The organism is Enterococcus sp. AZ095b, assembly GCF_051714725.1.
In the GTDB taxonomy this organism is placed as follows: Bacteria; Bacillota; Bacilli; order Lactobacillales; family Enterococcaceae; genus Enterococcus_B; species Enterococcus_B pernyi.
Map to the genome: position 1 here is coordinate 1 of NZ_JBIOSL010000001.1, position 17,143 is coordinate 17,143.

At 40.2% G+C, this 17,143-nt stretch carries 14 protein-coding genes; all 14 read left to right on the plus strand.

All coding sequences use genetic code 11. The features are described from left to right. Nucleotides 1-1,335: chromosomal replication initiator protein DnaA (gene dnaA, locus IGJ99_RS00005; RefSeq protein WP_023518857.1), on the plus strand; the 1,335-nt coding region annotated here is incomplete at its 5' end. Between the two features lie 197 nt (nt 1,336-1,532). Then, nucleotides 1,533-2,663 carry a DNA polymerase III subunit beta gene (gene dnaN, locus IGJ99_RS00010; protein ID WP_023518858.1) on the plus strand — a complete coding sequence of 377 codons (1,131 nt, stop codon included), beginning with the start codon at nt 1,533-1,535 and terminating at the stop codon, nt 2,661-2,663. Nucleotides 2,664-2,870: 207 nt separating this feature from the next. Next, a complete protein-coding gene (gene yaaA / locus IGJ99_RS00015; RefSeq protein ID WP_019723041.1) occupies nt 2,871-3,113 on the plus strand; it encodes a S4 domain-containing protein YaaA in 243 nt (80 codons plus the stop codon). Beyond that, nucleotides 3,100-4,215 carry a DNA replication/repair protein RecF gene (gene recF / locus IGJ99_RS00020; protein WP_438770413.1) on the plus strand — a complete coding sequence of 372 codons (1,116 nt, stop codon included), beginning with the start codon at nt 3,100-3,102 and terminating at the stop codon, nt 4,213-4,215. Before yaaA ends, recF begins: the two co-directional genes overlap by 14 nt. A gap of 6 nt (nt 4,216-4,221) precedes the next feature. Then, nucleotides 4,222-6,168: a DNA topoisomerase (ATP-hydrolyzing) subunit B gene (gene gyrB / locus IGJ99_RS00025; protein WP_010734559.1), complete on the plus strand. Its 1,947-nt coding sequence runs from the start codon at nt 4,222-4,224 to the stop codon at nt 6,166-6,168. A 19-nt stretch (nt 6,169-6,187) separates the two neighbouring features. After that, complete coding sequence (gyrA, locus tag IGJ99_RS00030) at nt 6,188-8,683, plus strand: DNA gyrase subunit A (RefSeq protein WP_023518859.1); 2,496 nt, start codon at nt 6,188-6,190, stop codon at nt 8,681-8,683. Between the two features lie 238 nt (nt 8,684-8,921). Further along, nucleotides 8,922-9,221, plus strand: coding sequence for a 30S ribosomal protein S6 (rpsF, locus tag IGJ99_RS00035; RefSeq protein WP_019723039.1), 300 nt, complete (start codon nt 8,922-8,924; stop codon nt 9,219-9,221). A gap of 47 nt (nt 9,222-9,268) precedes the next feature. After that, nucleotides 9,269-9,790: a single-stranded DNA-binding protein gene (gene ssb / locus IGJ99_RS00040; RefSeq protein ID WP_010734556.1), complete on the plus strand. Its 522-nt coding sequence runs from the start codon at nt 9,269-9,271 to the stop codon at nt 9,788-9,790. A 25-nt stretch (nt 9,791-9,815) separates the two neighbouring features. Beyond that, a complete protein-coding gene (rpsR, locus tag IGJ99_RS00045) occupies nt 9,816-10,052 on the plus strand; it encodes a 30S ribosomal protein S18 (protein WP_010734555.1) in 237 nt (78 codons plus the stop codon). Between the two features lie 166 nt (nt 10,053-10,218). Beyond that, nucleotides 10,219-12,192 carry a DHH family phosphoesterase gene (locus IGJ99_RS00050; protein ID WP_010734554.1) on the plus strand — a complete coding sequence of 658 codons (1,974 nt, stop codon included), beginning with the start codon at nt 10,219-10,221 and terminating at the stop codon, nt 12,190-12,192. Nucleotides 12,193-12,197: 5 nt separating this feature from the next. After that, complete coding sequence (gene rplI / locus IGJ99_RS00055; protein WP_010734553.1) at nt 12,198-12,650, plus strand: 50S ribosomal protein L9; 453 nt, start codon at nt 12,198-12,200, stop codon at nt 12,648-12,650. A 189-nt stretch (nt 12,651-12,839) separates the two neighbouring features. Then, nucleotides 12,840-14,207, plus strand: a complete 1,368-nt coding sequence (gene dnaB, locus IGJ99_RS00060; protein ID WP_010734552.1) for a replicative DNA helicase — start codon at nt 12,840-12,842, stop codon at nt 14,205-14,207. Nucleotides 14,208-14,602: 395 nt separating this feature from the next. Next, nucleotides 14,603-15,895: an adenylosuccinate synthase gene (locus IGJ99_RS00065; RefSeq protein WP_010734551.1), complete on the plus strand. Its 1,293-nt coding sequence runs from the start codon at nt 14,603-14,605 to the stop codon at nt 15,893-15,895. 379 nt (nt 15,896-16,274) lie between these two features. Continuing rightward, nucleotides 16,275-17,138: a DegV family protein gene (locus IGJ99_RS00070; RefSeq protein WP_010734550.1), complete on the plus strand. Its 864-nt coding sequence runs from the start codon at nt 16,275-16,277 to the stop codon at nt 17,136-17,138. Nucleotides 17,139-17,143 lie beyond the last annotated feature (5 nt).

A 17,143-nucleotide genomic window follows, 5' to 3' on the forward strand; every position in this document is an offset into this window, starting at 1 on the left:
ATGGTATCCCTCGATGCTTTATGGACTGAATTAAAAACGACTTATCAAAAAGAACTGTCTCCAGCAAGTTACAATACTTGGATTGAGACAGCACAACCTAAATCCTTAGAACAAAGCCAATTAGTGGTGACTGTTCCAAGCAAGATCCATAAGGAATATTGGGAAAAAAATCTCGCAACAAAGATTGTTGAGGTCGGCTACATGTTAACGGGAAAAGAAATCATTCCACGTTTTGTAACCGGTGAAGAAGCGGAACAAGAAGAAGTAGAAGAAATCAAAACAATGAAAGTTCCCCCAATCACACCAATCAAAAAAGCGATGTTGAATCCTAAGTATACCTTCGATACATTTGTAATCGGAAAAGGTAACCAGATGGCTCATGCCGCTGCCTTGGTAGTTGCTGAAGATCCTGGTTCGATTTATAATCCATTGTTCTTCTATGGTGGTGTCGGACTTGGTAAGACTCACTTGATGCACGCAATTGGTCATCAAATGTTGTTAAGTCAGCCAAATGCGAAGGTCAAATATGTAAGCAGTGAGACGTTTGCCAATGATTTTATCAATTCGATCCAAAATAAAACGGCCGAAGAATTTCGCCAAGAATATCGAAATGTCGACTTACTATTAGTCGATGATATTCAATTTTTTGCTGAAAAAGAAGCAACTCAAGAAGAATTTTTCCATACCTTCAATGCGCTCTACAATGAAGGAAAACAAATCGTCCTGACGAGTGATCGTTTACCAAACGAAATCCCAAAATTGCAGGAACGTCTCGTTTCTCGCTTTGCTTGGGGACTTTCAGTAGATATCACGCCACCTGACCTTGAAACAAGAACAGCTATTTTGAGAAAAAAAGCCGCAGCAGAACGCCTAGAAATCCCTGATGATACCTTAAGTTATATTGCAGGACAAATCGATTCCAACATTCGTGAACTAGAAGGCGCTCTTGTACGTGTTCAAGCATTTGCTACGATGAACAGTGAAGATATATCAACTAGTTTAGCTGCGGACGCTTTAAAGACATTGAAATCTGGCAAAGGTCACCCGCAACTCTCGATTTTGCAGATCCAAGAAGAAGTTGCAAAGTATTACCATATTCAATTAAAGGATCTAAAAGGAAAGAAACGCGTCAAATCGATCGTTGTTCCTCGTCAAATCGCTATGTACTTGGCTCGGGAATTAACCGATAGCTCGCTTCCTAAAATCGGCGCCGAATTTGGTGGAAAAGATCATACAACTGTCATCCATGCGCACGAAAAAATCCAGCAACTGATCGATTCAAGTGTCAGCATGCAAAATGAAGTATCAGAAATCAAAAATTTCCTATTAAACTAAAAAGATGCTTGATAGAAAGAAAAACACCTTGTGGATAAAATTAGAAATCATTCAAAAGTTATGCACATATTTTCCACAGCTGTTTTTTCTTTTCTCTTCTAGCATTTTTATAGTTTTCCACAGTATCAACAGTACCTAATACTTTTATTACTTTATTTACTAATAATAAAATAAATATATGGCAAAGGAGATCTACAATGAAAGTAACCTTAAACCGCGCAACATTTATGCAAGAATTGCAAACTGTTCAGCGTGCGATTTCAAGTAAAACGACAATTCCTATTTTGACTGGGGTTAAAATCACCCTCAATCAAGAAGGCCTGACTTTAACAGGTAGTAATGCAGATATTTCAATTGAGACATTTCTATCTGTTGAAAATGAAAAAGCGCAAATGCAAATTGAAACAACAGGAGCCATTGTTCTACAAGCTCGCTTCTTCAGTGAAATCATTCGTCGATTGCCCGAAGAAACCTTTACGCTAGAAGTGCTAGAAAACAAACAAGTGGCCATTACTTCAGGGAAAGCGAATTTCTTAGTGAATGGGTTAGATGCGGATAATTACCCTCATCTTCCTGTTGTAGAAAGTCACAACCAGATGAAATTGCCTGTACATGTATTGACCAAATTGATCAATGAAACAGTGTTTGCTGTTTCTCAACATGAAAGTCGCCCAATTCTTACAGGTGTTCATTTCATTTTGAAAGACAACTCGTTATTAGCAGTAGCAACTGACTCACATCGTTTGAGTCAACGAGTGATCCCGATCGAACAATCAGCTGATCAATTCGATATCGTGATTCCTGGAAAAAGTTTGACTGAATTATCACGTTCATTGACAAATGAAGAAGAAATCGTAGAAATCAGTATTATGGAAAACCAAGTATTGTTCAAAACTGAAAATATGTATTTTTATTCACGCTTGCTAGAAGGGAATTATCCCGATACGAATCGTTTGATTCCTTCAAGTTTCAATACCGAAGTTGAATTTTCTGTCCCAAGCTTTTTAGCAGCGATTGAGCGTGCCTCTTTGCTCTCACATGAAGGACGCAACAATATCGTTCGTTTGTCGATCCAGCCTGATTCTGTTGTTCTATACGGTAATTCTCCTGAAATCGGAAAAGTAGAAGAAAGCTTGAACTATACGACTAGCACCGGTGATCCGCTGGATATTTCCTTTAATCCGGACTATATGAAAGCTGCTTTGCGTGCATTTGGCGATATGAGTATCAAAGTAAAATTCATTTCTGCCATTCGTCCATTTACGTTAGAACCAACGGAAGATGGGGTACAATTCATCCAATTGATCACTCCAGTACGCACAAACTAAAATACTAATTGAAAATAAACTGAAAAATAAACCATTTTAAACAGAAGGCCCTAAAATCAATTTTAAGGCTTTCTGTTTCTTTTTGTTCAAATCACCTTTTTTCATTTAAATCCGCTCATATGGAAAAATATATGGATAAATTTGTTTTCTTGCGAAAAAAAGGGTATAATAAAGTATACTTTTAATAATGAAAATGAGGGATGAAGAGTGAAACAACAAGTCATTCTAAAAACTGAGTTTATGACGTTGGGTCAAATGCTGAAAGAAGTCACCGTCATCGGCAGTGGTGGACAAGCAAAATGGTATTTAGCAGAAAACACGGTTTTGGTTGATGGCGAGCCAGAAAATCGTCGTGGACGAAAGCTTTATCCCGGTATGATGATCGAAGTTCCAGAAGCAGGAACTTTTTTTATGGTAAAAAAAGGGAATAACGATAATGAGGCTGAATAAGCTGCACCTCAAAAATTATCGAAACTATCAAGAATTGCAAATTGATTTTTCCAAAAACCTCGTGATTTTTTTAGGAGAAAATGCCCAAGGAAAAACGAATCTTTTGGAAAGTATTTATGTGCTTGCAGTGACAAGAAGTCATCGTACAAATAGTGAACAAGAGTTGATTGGATGGAACGATGAGCAGTCGATGATCCAAGGGGAGATCACAAGAGGAACCTCTAAGATCCCGTTAGAGATCCAACTGTCTAAAAAAGGACGAAAAACAAAGATCAATCATATCGAACAAAAGAAGTTGAGTAGTTATGTTGGACAATTGAATGTCATTTTATTTGCTCCTGAAGATCTTTCTTTAGTGAAAGGAAGCCCACAGATCCGACGCAAATTTTTAGATATGGAATTAGGTCAGATCAATCCAATCTATCTTTACGATCTTGTCCAATATCAAGCAATCCTAAAGCAGAGAAATCAGTATTTGAAGCAATTGAATGAGAAAAAACAAACGGATTTACTTTATCTTGATATTTTATCTGAACAACTAGCAGAATTTGGTAGCAAAGTACTAAAGGCAAGAGCGCAGTTTATCAAGCGTTTAGAATATTGGGCAAATTCTTTACATCAACAAATCACGCATCAAAGAGAACAGTTGGCAATCGAATATGTGACCGCCCTCTCTTCTTTAGACACTATGACAGTTCAAGAGATCCAGTCACAATTTTTAACGTTGCTCGAACAAAACAAAAAGAAAGATCTCTTTCGAGGGACAACGACTGTGGGTCCCCATCGAGATGACCTTTCTTTTTTTGTCAATGAAAAAAACGTGCAAAATTTTGGTTCTCAAGGTCAACAGCGAACAACGGCATTAAGTGTCAAATTAGCAGAAATCGATTTGATCAAAGAAGAAACAGGCGAGTATCCGATCCTATTACTGGATGATGTAATGAGTGAGTTAGACGACCAACGTCAACTCCATTTACTTGAAACGATTGAAGGGAAAGTACAGACATTCTTAACTACTACCTCCCTGGATCACGTTAAAAATAAAATGACTGTTGAACCTGAGATTTTTTATGTTCAGCAGGGAGAAATAAAAGGAGAATAAACATACATGACAGAAGAAAGAAGTTTAGTCGAGCGCGCAAAAGAATATGATGCCAGTCAGATTCAAGTGCTTGAGGGTCTTGAAGCCGTTCGGAAACGTCCGGGGATGTACATTGGTTCAACAAGTTCAGAAGGACTTCACCACTTAGTATGGGAAATTGTCGATAATTCGATCGATGAAGTCTTGGCAGGATTTGCGACAAAGATCCAAGTCATCATTGAGGAAGACAACAGTATCACTGTCATCGATGATGGTCGTGGGATTCCGGTCGATATCCAAGCAAAGACTGGTCGTCCAGCTGTAGAAACAGTGTTTACTGTCTTGCATGCGGGTGGTAAATTTGGCGGAGGCGGCTACAAAGTATCCGGTGGTCTTCATGGGGTTGGTTCGTCCGTTGTGAATGCACTATCGACACTATTAGATGTCAAAGTGTACAAAGATGGCAAGATCTATTACCAAGAATATCGTCGTGGGGCGGTAGTCGATGATTTGAAAGTCATCGGTGACACTGATTTAAGTGGAACGACCGTTCACTTCATCCCAGACCCAGAAATTTTTACAGAAACGACAACTTTCGACTTTAATAAATTGGCGACTCGTATTCGTGAGCTGGCTTTCTTGAATCGTGGGATGAAAATCTCAATTGAAGATCGTCGCGAAGAAAAGCCTGTCGTGAAAGAATACCATTACGACGGTGGAATCAAAAGCTACGTCGAATATTTAAATGCGAGCAAAACAGTGATTTTCCCAGAACCTGTTTATTTAGAAGGGGAGCAACAAGAAATCACTGTCGAAGTTTCGATGCAATATACAGACGGTTATCATTCCAATATCATGAGCTTTGCCAACAATATCCATACGTACGAAGGCGGAACACATGAATCAGGATTTAAGACAGCTTTGACACGGGTCATCAATGATTATGCACGTAAGCAAAAATTGATGAAAGAAAATGATGATAATTTAACAGGTGAAGATGTGCGTGAAGGATTGACAGCAGTCATTTCGATCAAGCATCCAGATCCTCAGTTTGAAGGACAAACGAAAACAAAATTAGGAAACTCAGAAGTACGTACGGTCACTGATCGTTTGTTCAGTGAGCATTTCATGAAATTCTTATTGGAAAACCCAAGTGTGGGCCGTCAGATCGTCGAAAAAGGACTACTTGCCTCTAGAGCCCGCTTAGCGGCTAAACGCGCGCGTGAAGTGACGCGGAGAAAAGGAGCATTGGAAATCAGTAATCTACCTGGTAAATTAGCCGATTGTTCCAGCAATGATCCTGAAAAAAGTGAATTGTTCATCGTCGAAGGAGATTCAGCCGGTGGTTCAGCAAAGCAAGGACGAAGCCGTGAATTTCAAGCGATTTTACCGATCCGCGGGAAAATCTTGAACGTTGAAAAAGCAAGTATGGATAAAATTTTAGCCAACGAAGAAATTCGCTCACTGTTTACAGCGATGGGTACAGGATTTGGTGAAGATTTCGACGTGTCCAAAGCACGTTACCATAAATTAGTCATCATGACCGATGCCGATGTCGATGGTGCCCACATTCGTACGTTGCTATTGACGCTCTTTTATCGTTATATGCGCCCAATCGTGGAAGCCGGCTATGTTTATATCGCGCAACCACCGCTATATGGCGTTAAACAAGGAAAGAAAATCACATATGTCCAACCAGGGAAAAATGCCGAAGAAGAGTTGAGAAAAGTCATCGAATCACTACCAGCAACACCAAAACCAAGTGTTCAACGATACAAAGGGCTTGGTGAGATGGATGATCATCAACTATGGGAAACGACGATGGACCCAAGCAAACGTATGATGGCTCGTGTCAGTGTAGATGATGCGATTGCTGCCGATGAAGTATTTGAAATGTTGATGGGCGATCGAGTGGAACCTCGTCGTGCATTCATTGAAGAAAATGCTCACTATGTTAAAAATCTAGATATTTAATCATGAAGGAGGAAGAAAAATGAGTGAAGAAATCAGAGAAAACATCCATGATGTCAATCTAACTAGCGAAATGAAAGACTCCTTCATAGATTACGCCATGAGTGTCATTGTCGCTCGGGCTCTACCAGATGTTAGAGATGGATTAAAACCAGTTCACCGCCGTATTTTATATGGGATGAATGAACTAGGTGTCACACCAGACAAAGCACACAAGAAATCAGCCAGAATCGTGGGGGACGTCATGGGTAAATACCATCCCCATGGTGACAGTGCGATCTATGAATCAATGGTTCGGATGGCGCAGCCTTTTAGCTATCGCTACATGTTAGTAGATGGTCATGGAAACTTTGGGTCAGTTGATGGAGATGGCGCAGCTGCGATGCGTTATACTGAAGCCAGAATGAGTAAGATCGCGACAGAAATGTTACGTGATATCAATAAAAATACGGTCGATTTCCAAAGCAACTATGATGATACGGAAAAAGAACCAGTTGTCTTACCGGCACGTTTTCCTAACTTGCTAGTCAATGGTACGACAGGGATCGCAGTCGGAATGGCGACGAATATTCCCCCACATAATCTGACAGAAGTTGTAGCAGCGATTGATCTATTGATGGAAAATCCAGATGTGACAACCAATGAATTGATGGAAGTCTTACCTGGGCCTGATTTTCCTACCGGCGGATTAGTCATGGGGAAATCCGGCATTCGTCGAGCGTATGAAACAGGAAAAGGTTCAATCACTGTTCGAGCAAAAGTAGAAATCACGGAAATGCCAAATGGAAAAGAGCGGATCTTAGTCACTGAATTGCCATATATGGTCAATAAAGCGAAATTGATTGAGCGAATTTCAGAATTGCACCGTGACAAACGAATTGAAGGGATCACAGATCTAAGAGATGAATCTTCTCGTGAAGGAATGCGTATCGTGATCGATGTGCGTCGTGACGCGAGTGCCTCTGTCATTTTGAACAATCTCTACAAATTGACATCCTTACAAAACTCATTTGGTTTCAATATGTTAGCAATCGAAAAAGGCGTACCGAAAGTTCTAAGCTTGAAGCAGATCCTTGAAAATTATATTGAACACCAACGCGAAGTTATTACACGTCGTACGGTCTTTGAAAAAGATAAAGCAGAAGCAAGAGCACATATCTTAGAAGGACTACGAATCGCCTTAGATCATATTGATGAAATCATCGCGATCATTCGTGGGTCCAAATCAGATGAAGAAGCGAAAAACGCGATGATCGAGCGCTTCGATCTTTCTGACCGTCAATCGCAAGCAATCTTAGATATGCGTTTACGCCGTTTGACTGGTTTGGAAAGAGAAAAAATCGAAAATGAATACCAAGAATTATTGAAACTCATTGAAGATTTAGCTGATATTCTTGCTCGCCCTGAACGAGTAACAGAAATCATTCAAACCGAACTTGCTGAATTGAGTCAACGATTTGGCGACAAACGTCGTACAGAATTACTGGTCGGTGAAGTCTTGAGTTTAGAAGACGAAGATTTAATCGAAGAAGAAGAAATCGTGATCACATTGACGAATAATGGCTATATCAAACGTTTAGCCAACAACGAATTCCGCGCACAACGTCGTGGAGGTCGAGGCATCCAAGGAATGGGTGTTCATAACGATGATTTCGTGAAAAATCTTGTTTCTTGCTCCACACATGATACATTGCTGTTCTTTACTAATAACGGAAAAGTGTATCGTGCGAAAGGATACGAGATCCCAGAGTACGGACGTACAGCAAAAGGGATTCCGATCATCAACTTACTGGGCATTGATTCAAGTGAGAAGATCCAAGCCATCATCGCAGTAACTGGTGAAGCAGAGGAAGGGCATTACTTGTTCTTTACTACACGCCAAGGAACAGTCAAACGTACGACTGTCACTGCTTTTGCCAATATCCGTAGCAATGGGTTGATTGCGATTGGTTTGAAAGAAAATGATGAATTGGTCAACGTCTTATTGACTGATGGCCAATCAAACATCATCATTGGTACACACGATGGCTATTCTGTGACTTTTGCAGAAGATGCCGTTCGTGATATGGGACGTACAGCCTCTGGGGTTCGTGGGGTTCGTTTGAGAGAAGACGATTACGTCGTTGGAGCAGCCTTGATGAATGAGGATCATGAAGTCTTGATCATCACAGAAAAAGGTTATGGAAAACGTACCAAGGTTTCTGAGTACCCTGTCAAAGGACGTGGGGGTAAAGGGATCAAAACTGCGAATATCACTGAGAAAAATGGTCCATTAGCTGGATTGACGACGGTGACAGGCGAAGAAGATATTATGTTGATCACAGACAAAGGTGTCATCATCCGCTTCAACGTTTCAACGGTTTCTCAGACAGGTCGGGCAACGCTAGGCGTGCGCTTGATCAAGATGGAAGCAGAAACGAAAGTGGTGACCATGGCAGCAGTAGAACCAGAACCTGCGGAAGAAACGACTGTCGAAGCAGAGACAGTTGATGTGGAAACAGATCATACAGAAGAATAGAAATAGGCGTAAAGCAAAAGTGAACGTCTAAAATCAAAACTCCCAAGAATAGGTAAAACTATCTTTGGGAGTTTTTGGTCGTCTCAAAAGAAAAAATTTGGAAAACAAAGAACAGCAGCTTGCTTTTTTAGTGCATTGCGTGTATAATTGAGGATTGTGAGTAGTCTAATTTATTAGAAAACTCTCCTTGCTCTTGGGAAAGCTGAGAGCCGAAAGTCCATAGGGAGGTGAAAAATCAATGGAAAACACGAAATATGAAATCATGTATATTATTCGTCCAAACATTGATGAAGAAGCAAAAACTGCTTTAATCGAACGTTTCGATTCAATCTTGAAAGATAACGGAGCTGAAGTTATCGAATCAAAAGATTGGGAAAAACGCCGTTTAGCATACGAAATGAACGGTTACCGTGAAGGTATCTATCACATCGTTAAAGTATCTTCTCCATCATCAGCAGATGCAATCAACGAGTTTGATCGTCTTGCTAAAATCAATGACGATATCGTTCGTCACATGATCGTAAAAGAAGAAGCTTAATTATTGTTTCACATGGAACAATCAAACGATGAGAGGAGATGACCATTTTGATTAATAACGTTGTACTAGTTGGACGTCTGACAAAAGATCCAGATTTACGATATACATCAAGTGGCACTGCTGTAGCAACGTTCACTTTAGCTGTCAATCGTAACTTCACGAGCCAAAACGGCAACCGTGAGGCGGATTTTATTAATTGTGTGATTTGGCGAAAATCAGCAGAAACACTAGCAAACTATGCACATAAAGGAACACTTTTAGGTGTAACTGGTCGTATTCAAACGCGTTCTTATGATAATCAACAAGGACAACGTGTGTACGTAACAGAAGTAGTTGCTGAAAACTTCCAATTATTGGAAAGTCGTGCAGCATCTGAAAACCGTCAACAAAGCGGTGGCTACCAAGACACTGGTCAATCGACAAATAATTTTGGCGGAAACGGCGGAAACAATAACTATAATCAAACATCTCAATCATCCAACGGTATGCCTGATTTTGATCGTGATTCTTCTGATCCATTCGGATCAAGCTCAACGATCGACATTTCAGACGATGATTTACCATTCTAAACGAATTTGATAGGAGGGAAATAGAATGGCACAACAAAGAAGAGGCGGACGTAAACGTCGTAAAGTAGACTACATCGCTGCTAACCATATTGAATATATCGATTATAAAGATATCGAATTGCTAAAAAGATTTATCTCAGAACGTGGTAAAATTTTGCCACGTCGTGTAACAGGTACAGGCGCTAAAAACCAACGTAAAATTACGATTGCAATCAAACGCGCACGTATCATGGGATTACTACCATTCGTTGGCGAAGAATAATTCGCTTTAGGAATGATTCTGTAGGAATACCCAATCGTTTCAAACCATTACAGAGGAAGTTATGACTACTGTCGTGACTTCCTCTTTTTGTTCCATTTAGGTGTTTAGTCGCTTACATGACATGAGTTATGGTAAAATTAGGCTAATCAGTTACGGGAGGAAAGACATGGATAAAGAAAAAATAAAAGTAAGCCCGAGCCCTCTGCTCATTCTTTTATTGATCCTTGCAGAAGTTTTGGTTGTATTATTGATGCCATTTCGCTTGATCAGTGCGTTGTTCATCCTGATCGTGAATCTATTTTGTATTCGTTATGGTTTAAAGATGAAACGGTGGTTGACTCTAAGGAATCGTGATAAGATCCAACAAGCTTCCACAGTTGCGGAATCCAATTTGAATTATGTTTCTGAGATCATGCCAGTCGGAATCATCTCTTACCAACCAGCGACACAAACCATTGATTGGCTGAATCCTTTCGCATTGAATGTGAAAGACCAAAGCTCTTTATTGGAAGCAGACTTGTTAGAAACTTTTTTTTCAGCAAAAGAAAAGAAGAAAAATCAAGTCTATTTAGCTGACAAAACGTTTCAGTTTGAATTGGATACGGTGAAAGGGGTCGTTTATTTTATTGACGTGACCCAGAACCAACTACTGAAGATCCATCAAGTGAATAGCCAGCCAATCATCGGGATTCTTTCAATCGATAACTATGCAGATACGGTCGATAAATTGGATGAAAAAGAAGTTTCTTATTTGAACTCCTTCATTACGACACTGATTTCTGACTGGATGAATGAATATCATGTGTTTTTTAAACGAATCAATTCAGAGCGCTTTTTCTTTTTTGGACAGATGAGTGACTTAAAGAAAATGATGGATAAGAAATTTGATCTCTTAGATCGCTTACGAGCAGAAGCTGAAAGACAAAACCATCCGTTGACCCTTAGTATGGGAATTGCCTATGGACAACAAACACTAGAAGAAATCGGTAGCGAAGCTCAAAATAACTTAGATATCGCTTTGGTTCGTGGTGGGGATCAGGTCGTGGTGAAAGAAGTTCGTGAAGGAGCGAAACCTACTTACTATGGTGGGAAATCAGCAACGACCATCAAACGTACGCGCGTTCGTTCACGGGCGATGAGTACTGCTTTACGCAAAATTTTTGATGAAACAGGCGATGTATTTATTATGGGGCATCGCTTCCCTGATATGGACGCTATCGGTTCAGCCGTTGGAGTCAGTTGTCTGGCGCGCTTCAATCAGAAAAAAGCCTATATCGTCATCGATGAAAAAGAAATCATTCCAGATGTGGAACGCTGTTTAACAGAAATCCATAAAGAACCAGAGTTGGAGATGCAATTGATTACGCCAGAACGCGCAATGGAGCTTAAGAAAGACAAGGATCTACTCGTAATGGTCGATTACCATAAACCATCGCTATCGATCTCTCAGAGCCTTTACGAGCAATTTGATAAGATCGTGATCATTGACCATCATCGTCGAGGCGAAGAGTTTCCAAGCAAACCGCTCTTAACGTATATTGAATCTTCTGCGTCTTCTGCCTCTGAATTAGTCACAGAATTAATCCAATACCAAAGTAGCCGAACCAATCGGATCAGCCGTTTAGAGGCGACGTTGTTGTTAGCTGGCATGACCGTTGATACGAATAACTTCAATGTGCGAACGACAGCACGTACGTTTGATGTTGCAAGCTATTTAAAGACTTGTAGTGCGGACGCATCCTTAGTACAATATTTATTGAGCTCTGATTTAGCCACTTATTTAGAAATCAGCCACTTGATCGCCCACAATGAACAAGTGACGGAGGATATTGTGGTGGCAGCAGGGACGGATGAAAAAGAGTATAATAGTGTTATCGCAGCAAAAACAGCAGATACGTTGCTCTCAATGGTCAATATCAACGGCGCTTTCGTCATTACGAAACGGACGGATGGCTTAGTTGGTATCAGTGCCCGCAGCACAGGAACGATCAATGTCCAATTGATCATGGAATCCTTAGGCGGTGGCGGACATTTCACCAATGCGGCAACACAACTGGAAAATGTGACTGTAGAAGAAGCAAAACAACAACTGCTCGCTGCTATCCAAGAAAATATGAATCAATTATATAAAAAGGAGTAGATGAGATGAAAGTCATTTTCTTACAAGATGTTAAAGGCAAAGGCAAAAAAGGCGATGTCAAGGAAGTTCCTACAGGCTATGCGCAAAATTATTTGATCAAAAACAATCTGGCAAAAGAAGCAAATAAAAGCAGCATCAGTCAGTTAGAAGGACAGAAAAAAGCCCAAGAAAAACAAGAAGCAGAAATTCTTGAAGAAGCCAAAAAATTAAAAGAATTTCTTGAAAAAGAAGAAACAGTCGTGGAATTAAAAGCCAAAGCAGGAGAAGATAGCCGTTTATTTGGCTCGATCCCATCGAAACAAATCGCTGAAGGCTTGAATAAGCAATACAAAGTAAAATTAGACAAACGTAAAATTGAGTTGAACAACCCAATTCGTACGTTAGGCTATACCAACGTACCTGTGAAACTACACCATGAAGTAACTGCAACGATCAAGGTACACGTTGTCTCTGAATAAACGAAAAGAACATGTGACGAAATCACTTCGATAAATCAGCCGCAGAGGACAAAAATCGCTTTCGATTATTTTTGACTTTTGCGGCCTATTTTCGAAGGAAGAGCTTTTGGAACAGATGTTCATTTTAGGGATGACTTTTCTGCCATTTTCTTGTAAAATGAAGCAATTGAAAGCAAGGAGCGATAGAATATGAGTGAAGTGTGGCAGGATCGAATTCCACCGCAAAATATTGAAGCTGAACAAGCGGTTCTAGGTTCTGTTTTTCTAGACGCTGAAACGATCATCGATGCCATGGAGTACATAGAACCGAAAGATTTTTATCGTCGGGGACATCAAATCATTTTTGAAATCATGATCGAATTGAATGACCGTAGTGAAGCGATTGATGTCGTGACCGTCAAAGATCGTTTGGAGCAACGAAATCTCTTGGAAGATGCTGGTGGAGTCAGTTACTTATCTGATTTAGCTTTAGCTGTACCAACGGCAGCGAACATTGTCTACTACGCAAAAATCGTGGAAGAAAAATCATTGCTCCGTAATTTGATCCAAACAGCAACAGGGATCGTGACTAGAGGATTTGAACAAGGAGAAGAAGTCCAATCCATCTTAGATGATGCGGAACGTAGCATTCTTGAAGTATCAGAAAAACGTAACCGTAGCGGGTTCTTATCTATTGCGGAAGTCTTGAATTCTACGATTGAAAATATTGACCAACTCGCGCAAAACAATGAAGAGATCACAGGTTTGCCAACTGGTTACCAAGGATTAGATAAAATGACTGCTGGCTTCCAAGCAGAAGAGCTGATTATTTTGGCTGCACGTCCGGCAGTAGGGAAAACAGCCTTTGCCTTGAATATTGCCCAAAATGTTGGTACAAAAACGGATCGTTCTGTAGCGATCTTCAGTCTAGAGATGGGGGCAGAATCACTGGTCAACCGGATGCTTTGTGCGGAAGGTTCGATTGAAGCGAGTCACTTACGTACGGGACAGCTGTCCGAAGAAGAATGGTCCAATTTGATTGTTGCGATGGGTAGTTTATCGAAAGCAAATATCTTTATTGATGATACACCAGGGATCAAAATCTCTGAGATACGAGCAAAATGTCGGAAACTTGCACAAGAAAAAGGAAATCTAGGCTTGATACTCATCGATTACTTGCAGTTGATCGAAGGAAATGGGAAAGAAAACCGTCAACAAGAAGTATCCGATATCTCACGTCAATTGAAAAAACTAGCGAAAGAATTAAAAGTTCCCGTCATTGCTCTTTCCCAGCTTTCTCGTGGAGTGGAACAACGCCAAGATAAACGGCCTGTCTTAAGTGATATCCGTGAGTCTGGTTCGATTGAGCAGGATGCGGATATCGTGGCATTCTTATATCGTGATGATTACTACGAACGTGAAGGTGGCGAAGATGGTGATGCGCCAGAACCACAAAACGATAATGTGATCGAAGTCATCATTGAAAAAAACCGGAGTGGAGCAAGGGGAACGGTCGAATTGCTCTTTATCAAAGAATACAATAAATTTTCCTCGCTTTCTCCGCGAGAAGAATATTAGGACGAATAAATCTGAATAAATCTGAATAAATCTGAATAAATCAAACATCGAGGTCGGGACAGAAGTGTTTAGCCTCGAGAAATAAGGTGCCAGCCACGAAAATTGTTCTTCAAATTTTTGTGGCTGGCGCTTTATTTTTCAAAGAGGTTATTTCTATTCCCACCGTTTATTCGATTTTTGGTGGTGCGAGAGGACGAATGTCCGAAGATGGTTTTTCAAACTCAGTCAGGTCAGGCGCCTACTTGTTAGTAACCAATGGAACATAGAAAATTATAATGTTCGCTTTTTAAACGTTTTCTCTAAAATATATTAAATATCATTCGATTTTAGTTGAATAAAGTTTGAAGTATTGTTACAATAATTCAGGATTAAATAATATTAAATGAGGTGTTCAAATGTCATCTGTAGTAGTAGTGGGTACACAATGGGGCGACGAAGGGAAAGGAAAAATTACTGACTTTCTTAGTGAAAATGCTGAAGTGATCGCACGGTACCAAGGTGGCGACAATGCGGGACACACAATTAAATTCGATGGTGTTACGTATAAACTGCACTTGATTCCTTCGGGGATTTTTTACAAAGATAAAATCAGCGTGATCGGGAATGGTGTAGTAGTCAATCCGAAATCTTTAGTCAAAGAATTGGCTTATTTACATGAAAAAAATGTGACGACAGATAATTTACGTATTTCTGATCGTGCGCATGTGATTTTACCGTATCATATCAAATTAGACCAATTGCAAGAAGATGCAAAAGGAGAAAATAAAATCGGTACGACCATCAAAGGGATTGGCCCTGCTTATATGGACAAAGCCGCTCGTGTCGGAATCCGTGTAGCCGATTTATTAGATAAAGAAATTTTTGAAGAGCGTTTACGAGTGAATCTAGACGATAAAAACCGTCAATTTGTGAAAATGTTCGATTCAGAGCCAATTGAATTTGAAGAAATCTTTGAAGAATACTACGAATATGGACAACAAATCAAACAATACGTGACGGATACATCAGTTATCTTAAATGATGCGTTAGATGCAGGAAAACGTGTTTTATTTGAAGGCGCACAAGGTGTGATGTTGGATATCGATCAAGGAACGTATCCGTTTGTTACCTCATCAAATCCAGTGGCTGGTGGTGTGACGATCGGTAGTGGTGTCGGACCTTCAAAAATCAATAAAGTGGTCGGTGTATGTAAAGCTTACACTTCACGTGTGGGAGATGGCCCATTCCCTACTGAATTGTTTGATGAAACAGGTCAACAAATTCGTGAAGTCGGTCGCGAATATGGTACAACGACTGGACGTCCACGTCGTGTCGGCTGGTTTGATACAGTCGTGATGCGTCACTCAAAACGTGTGTCAGGTATCACGAATCTATCATTGAATTCGATCGATGTCTTGAGCGGTTTGGAAACAGTGAAAATCTGTACAGCATACGAATTAGACGGTGAACGAATCTATCATTATCCAGCGAGTTTGAAAGAATTGAACCGTTGCAAACCAATCTACGAAGAATTGCCAGGTTGGTCAGAAGACATTACTGCTTGTCGCACACTAGCTGAATTACCAGAAAATGCTCGTAACTATGTAAGACGTATCTCAGAGCTTGTAGGCGTGCGTATTTCAACATTTTCAGTAGGTCCTGACCGAAACCAAACAAATATCTTAGAAAGCGTGTGGGCGCAAATCTAAGCCTTTCAGTGATGATTCGCTAACAGGAACATTCTTTAAGAATGAGTGGACCACTGAAATCACGAGAAATAAATGAAATCGGGACAGAAGTGTTTAGCCTCGAGAAATACGGCGACAACCACGAAAATTGTTTTTCTAATTTTTGTGGTTGTCGCTTTATTTCCCAAGAGATTACTCCTATTGCCATTATTTATCGGTTTTAGGGCGACACACAAAAATGAATGTGACTTTTGTTTTAGACTGATCGTGTTCATTTAAGCGTTCGCTTGATTGGCTTGTACCAAGTACAACGAATATAAGAGCTGAAGTTATTTAAAATTAAAGGAGTTTGCTATAATAGACTGCGATGAAAAGTGGAGAAAAAAAGGAGTTGGAACGAATGTATCAAATAGTCACAGATTCATGTTGCGATCTGCCCTATCAAGTGTTGGCAAATGCAAATGTTGATTTTTTATCCATGGAGATCCAGATTGGTGAGGAAATACGAATCGATGATCTGGGAAAAACATTTGATTATGAAGGGTACATCCAACAGTTACGTGAAGGAGCAATGCCTACGACCTCACAAATCAATGTGGGTCGCTATTTGGAGTTCTTCCGTAGCTATGTGGAGAAAGGTATCCCAGTCTTGTACGTTGCTTTTTCGAGTGGCATGAGTGGTTCTTACAGCAGTGCCTTACAAGCAGTCGAATTATTGAAAGAAACCTATGAGGACCCGCAAGTTCATGTGTTTGATACGAAAGCCGCAAGTATCGGGGAAGGACTACTTGTATTAGAAGCTGTTCGTTTGAAAGAATCGGGTTATTCTTTGGAAGAAACATTGGCTTGGTTACAAAATAATTACCTAAAAGTTCATTCTTGGGTAACCGTTGATGATTTAAAACATTTAGAACGTGGAGGACGCATCTCTAAAGCAAGTGCTGCTATTGGTAGTCTGTTAAGCGTGAAGCCGATCATTACCGTTGAACCAAGTGGTCATTTGAAGAATGTCGATAAAGTGCGTGGTAGAAACAAATCCATTCAGAAAATCGTGGAGGAAACGGTCAAAACGATCGTAGCTCCATTGGAACAAACGGTGTATATCGCTTATGCCGGAGACCTAGAAAGTGCTGAGAAAGCCAAAAAATTATTAGAAGAAAATATCAAAACAAAAGAAATCAAACTCTATCCCTTAGGACCAACGATCGCCAGTCATACAGGCTATGGGTGTATCGCCATCTTTTCAATGGGTGTAAGTCGATAAAAAAG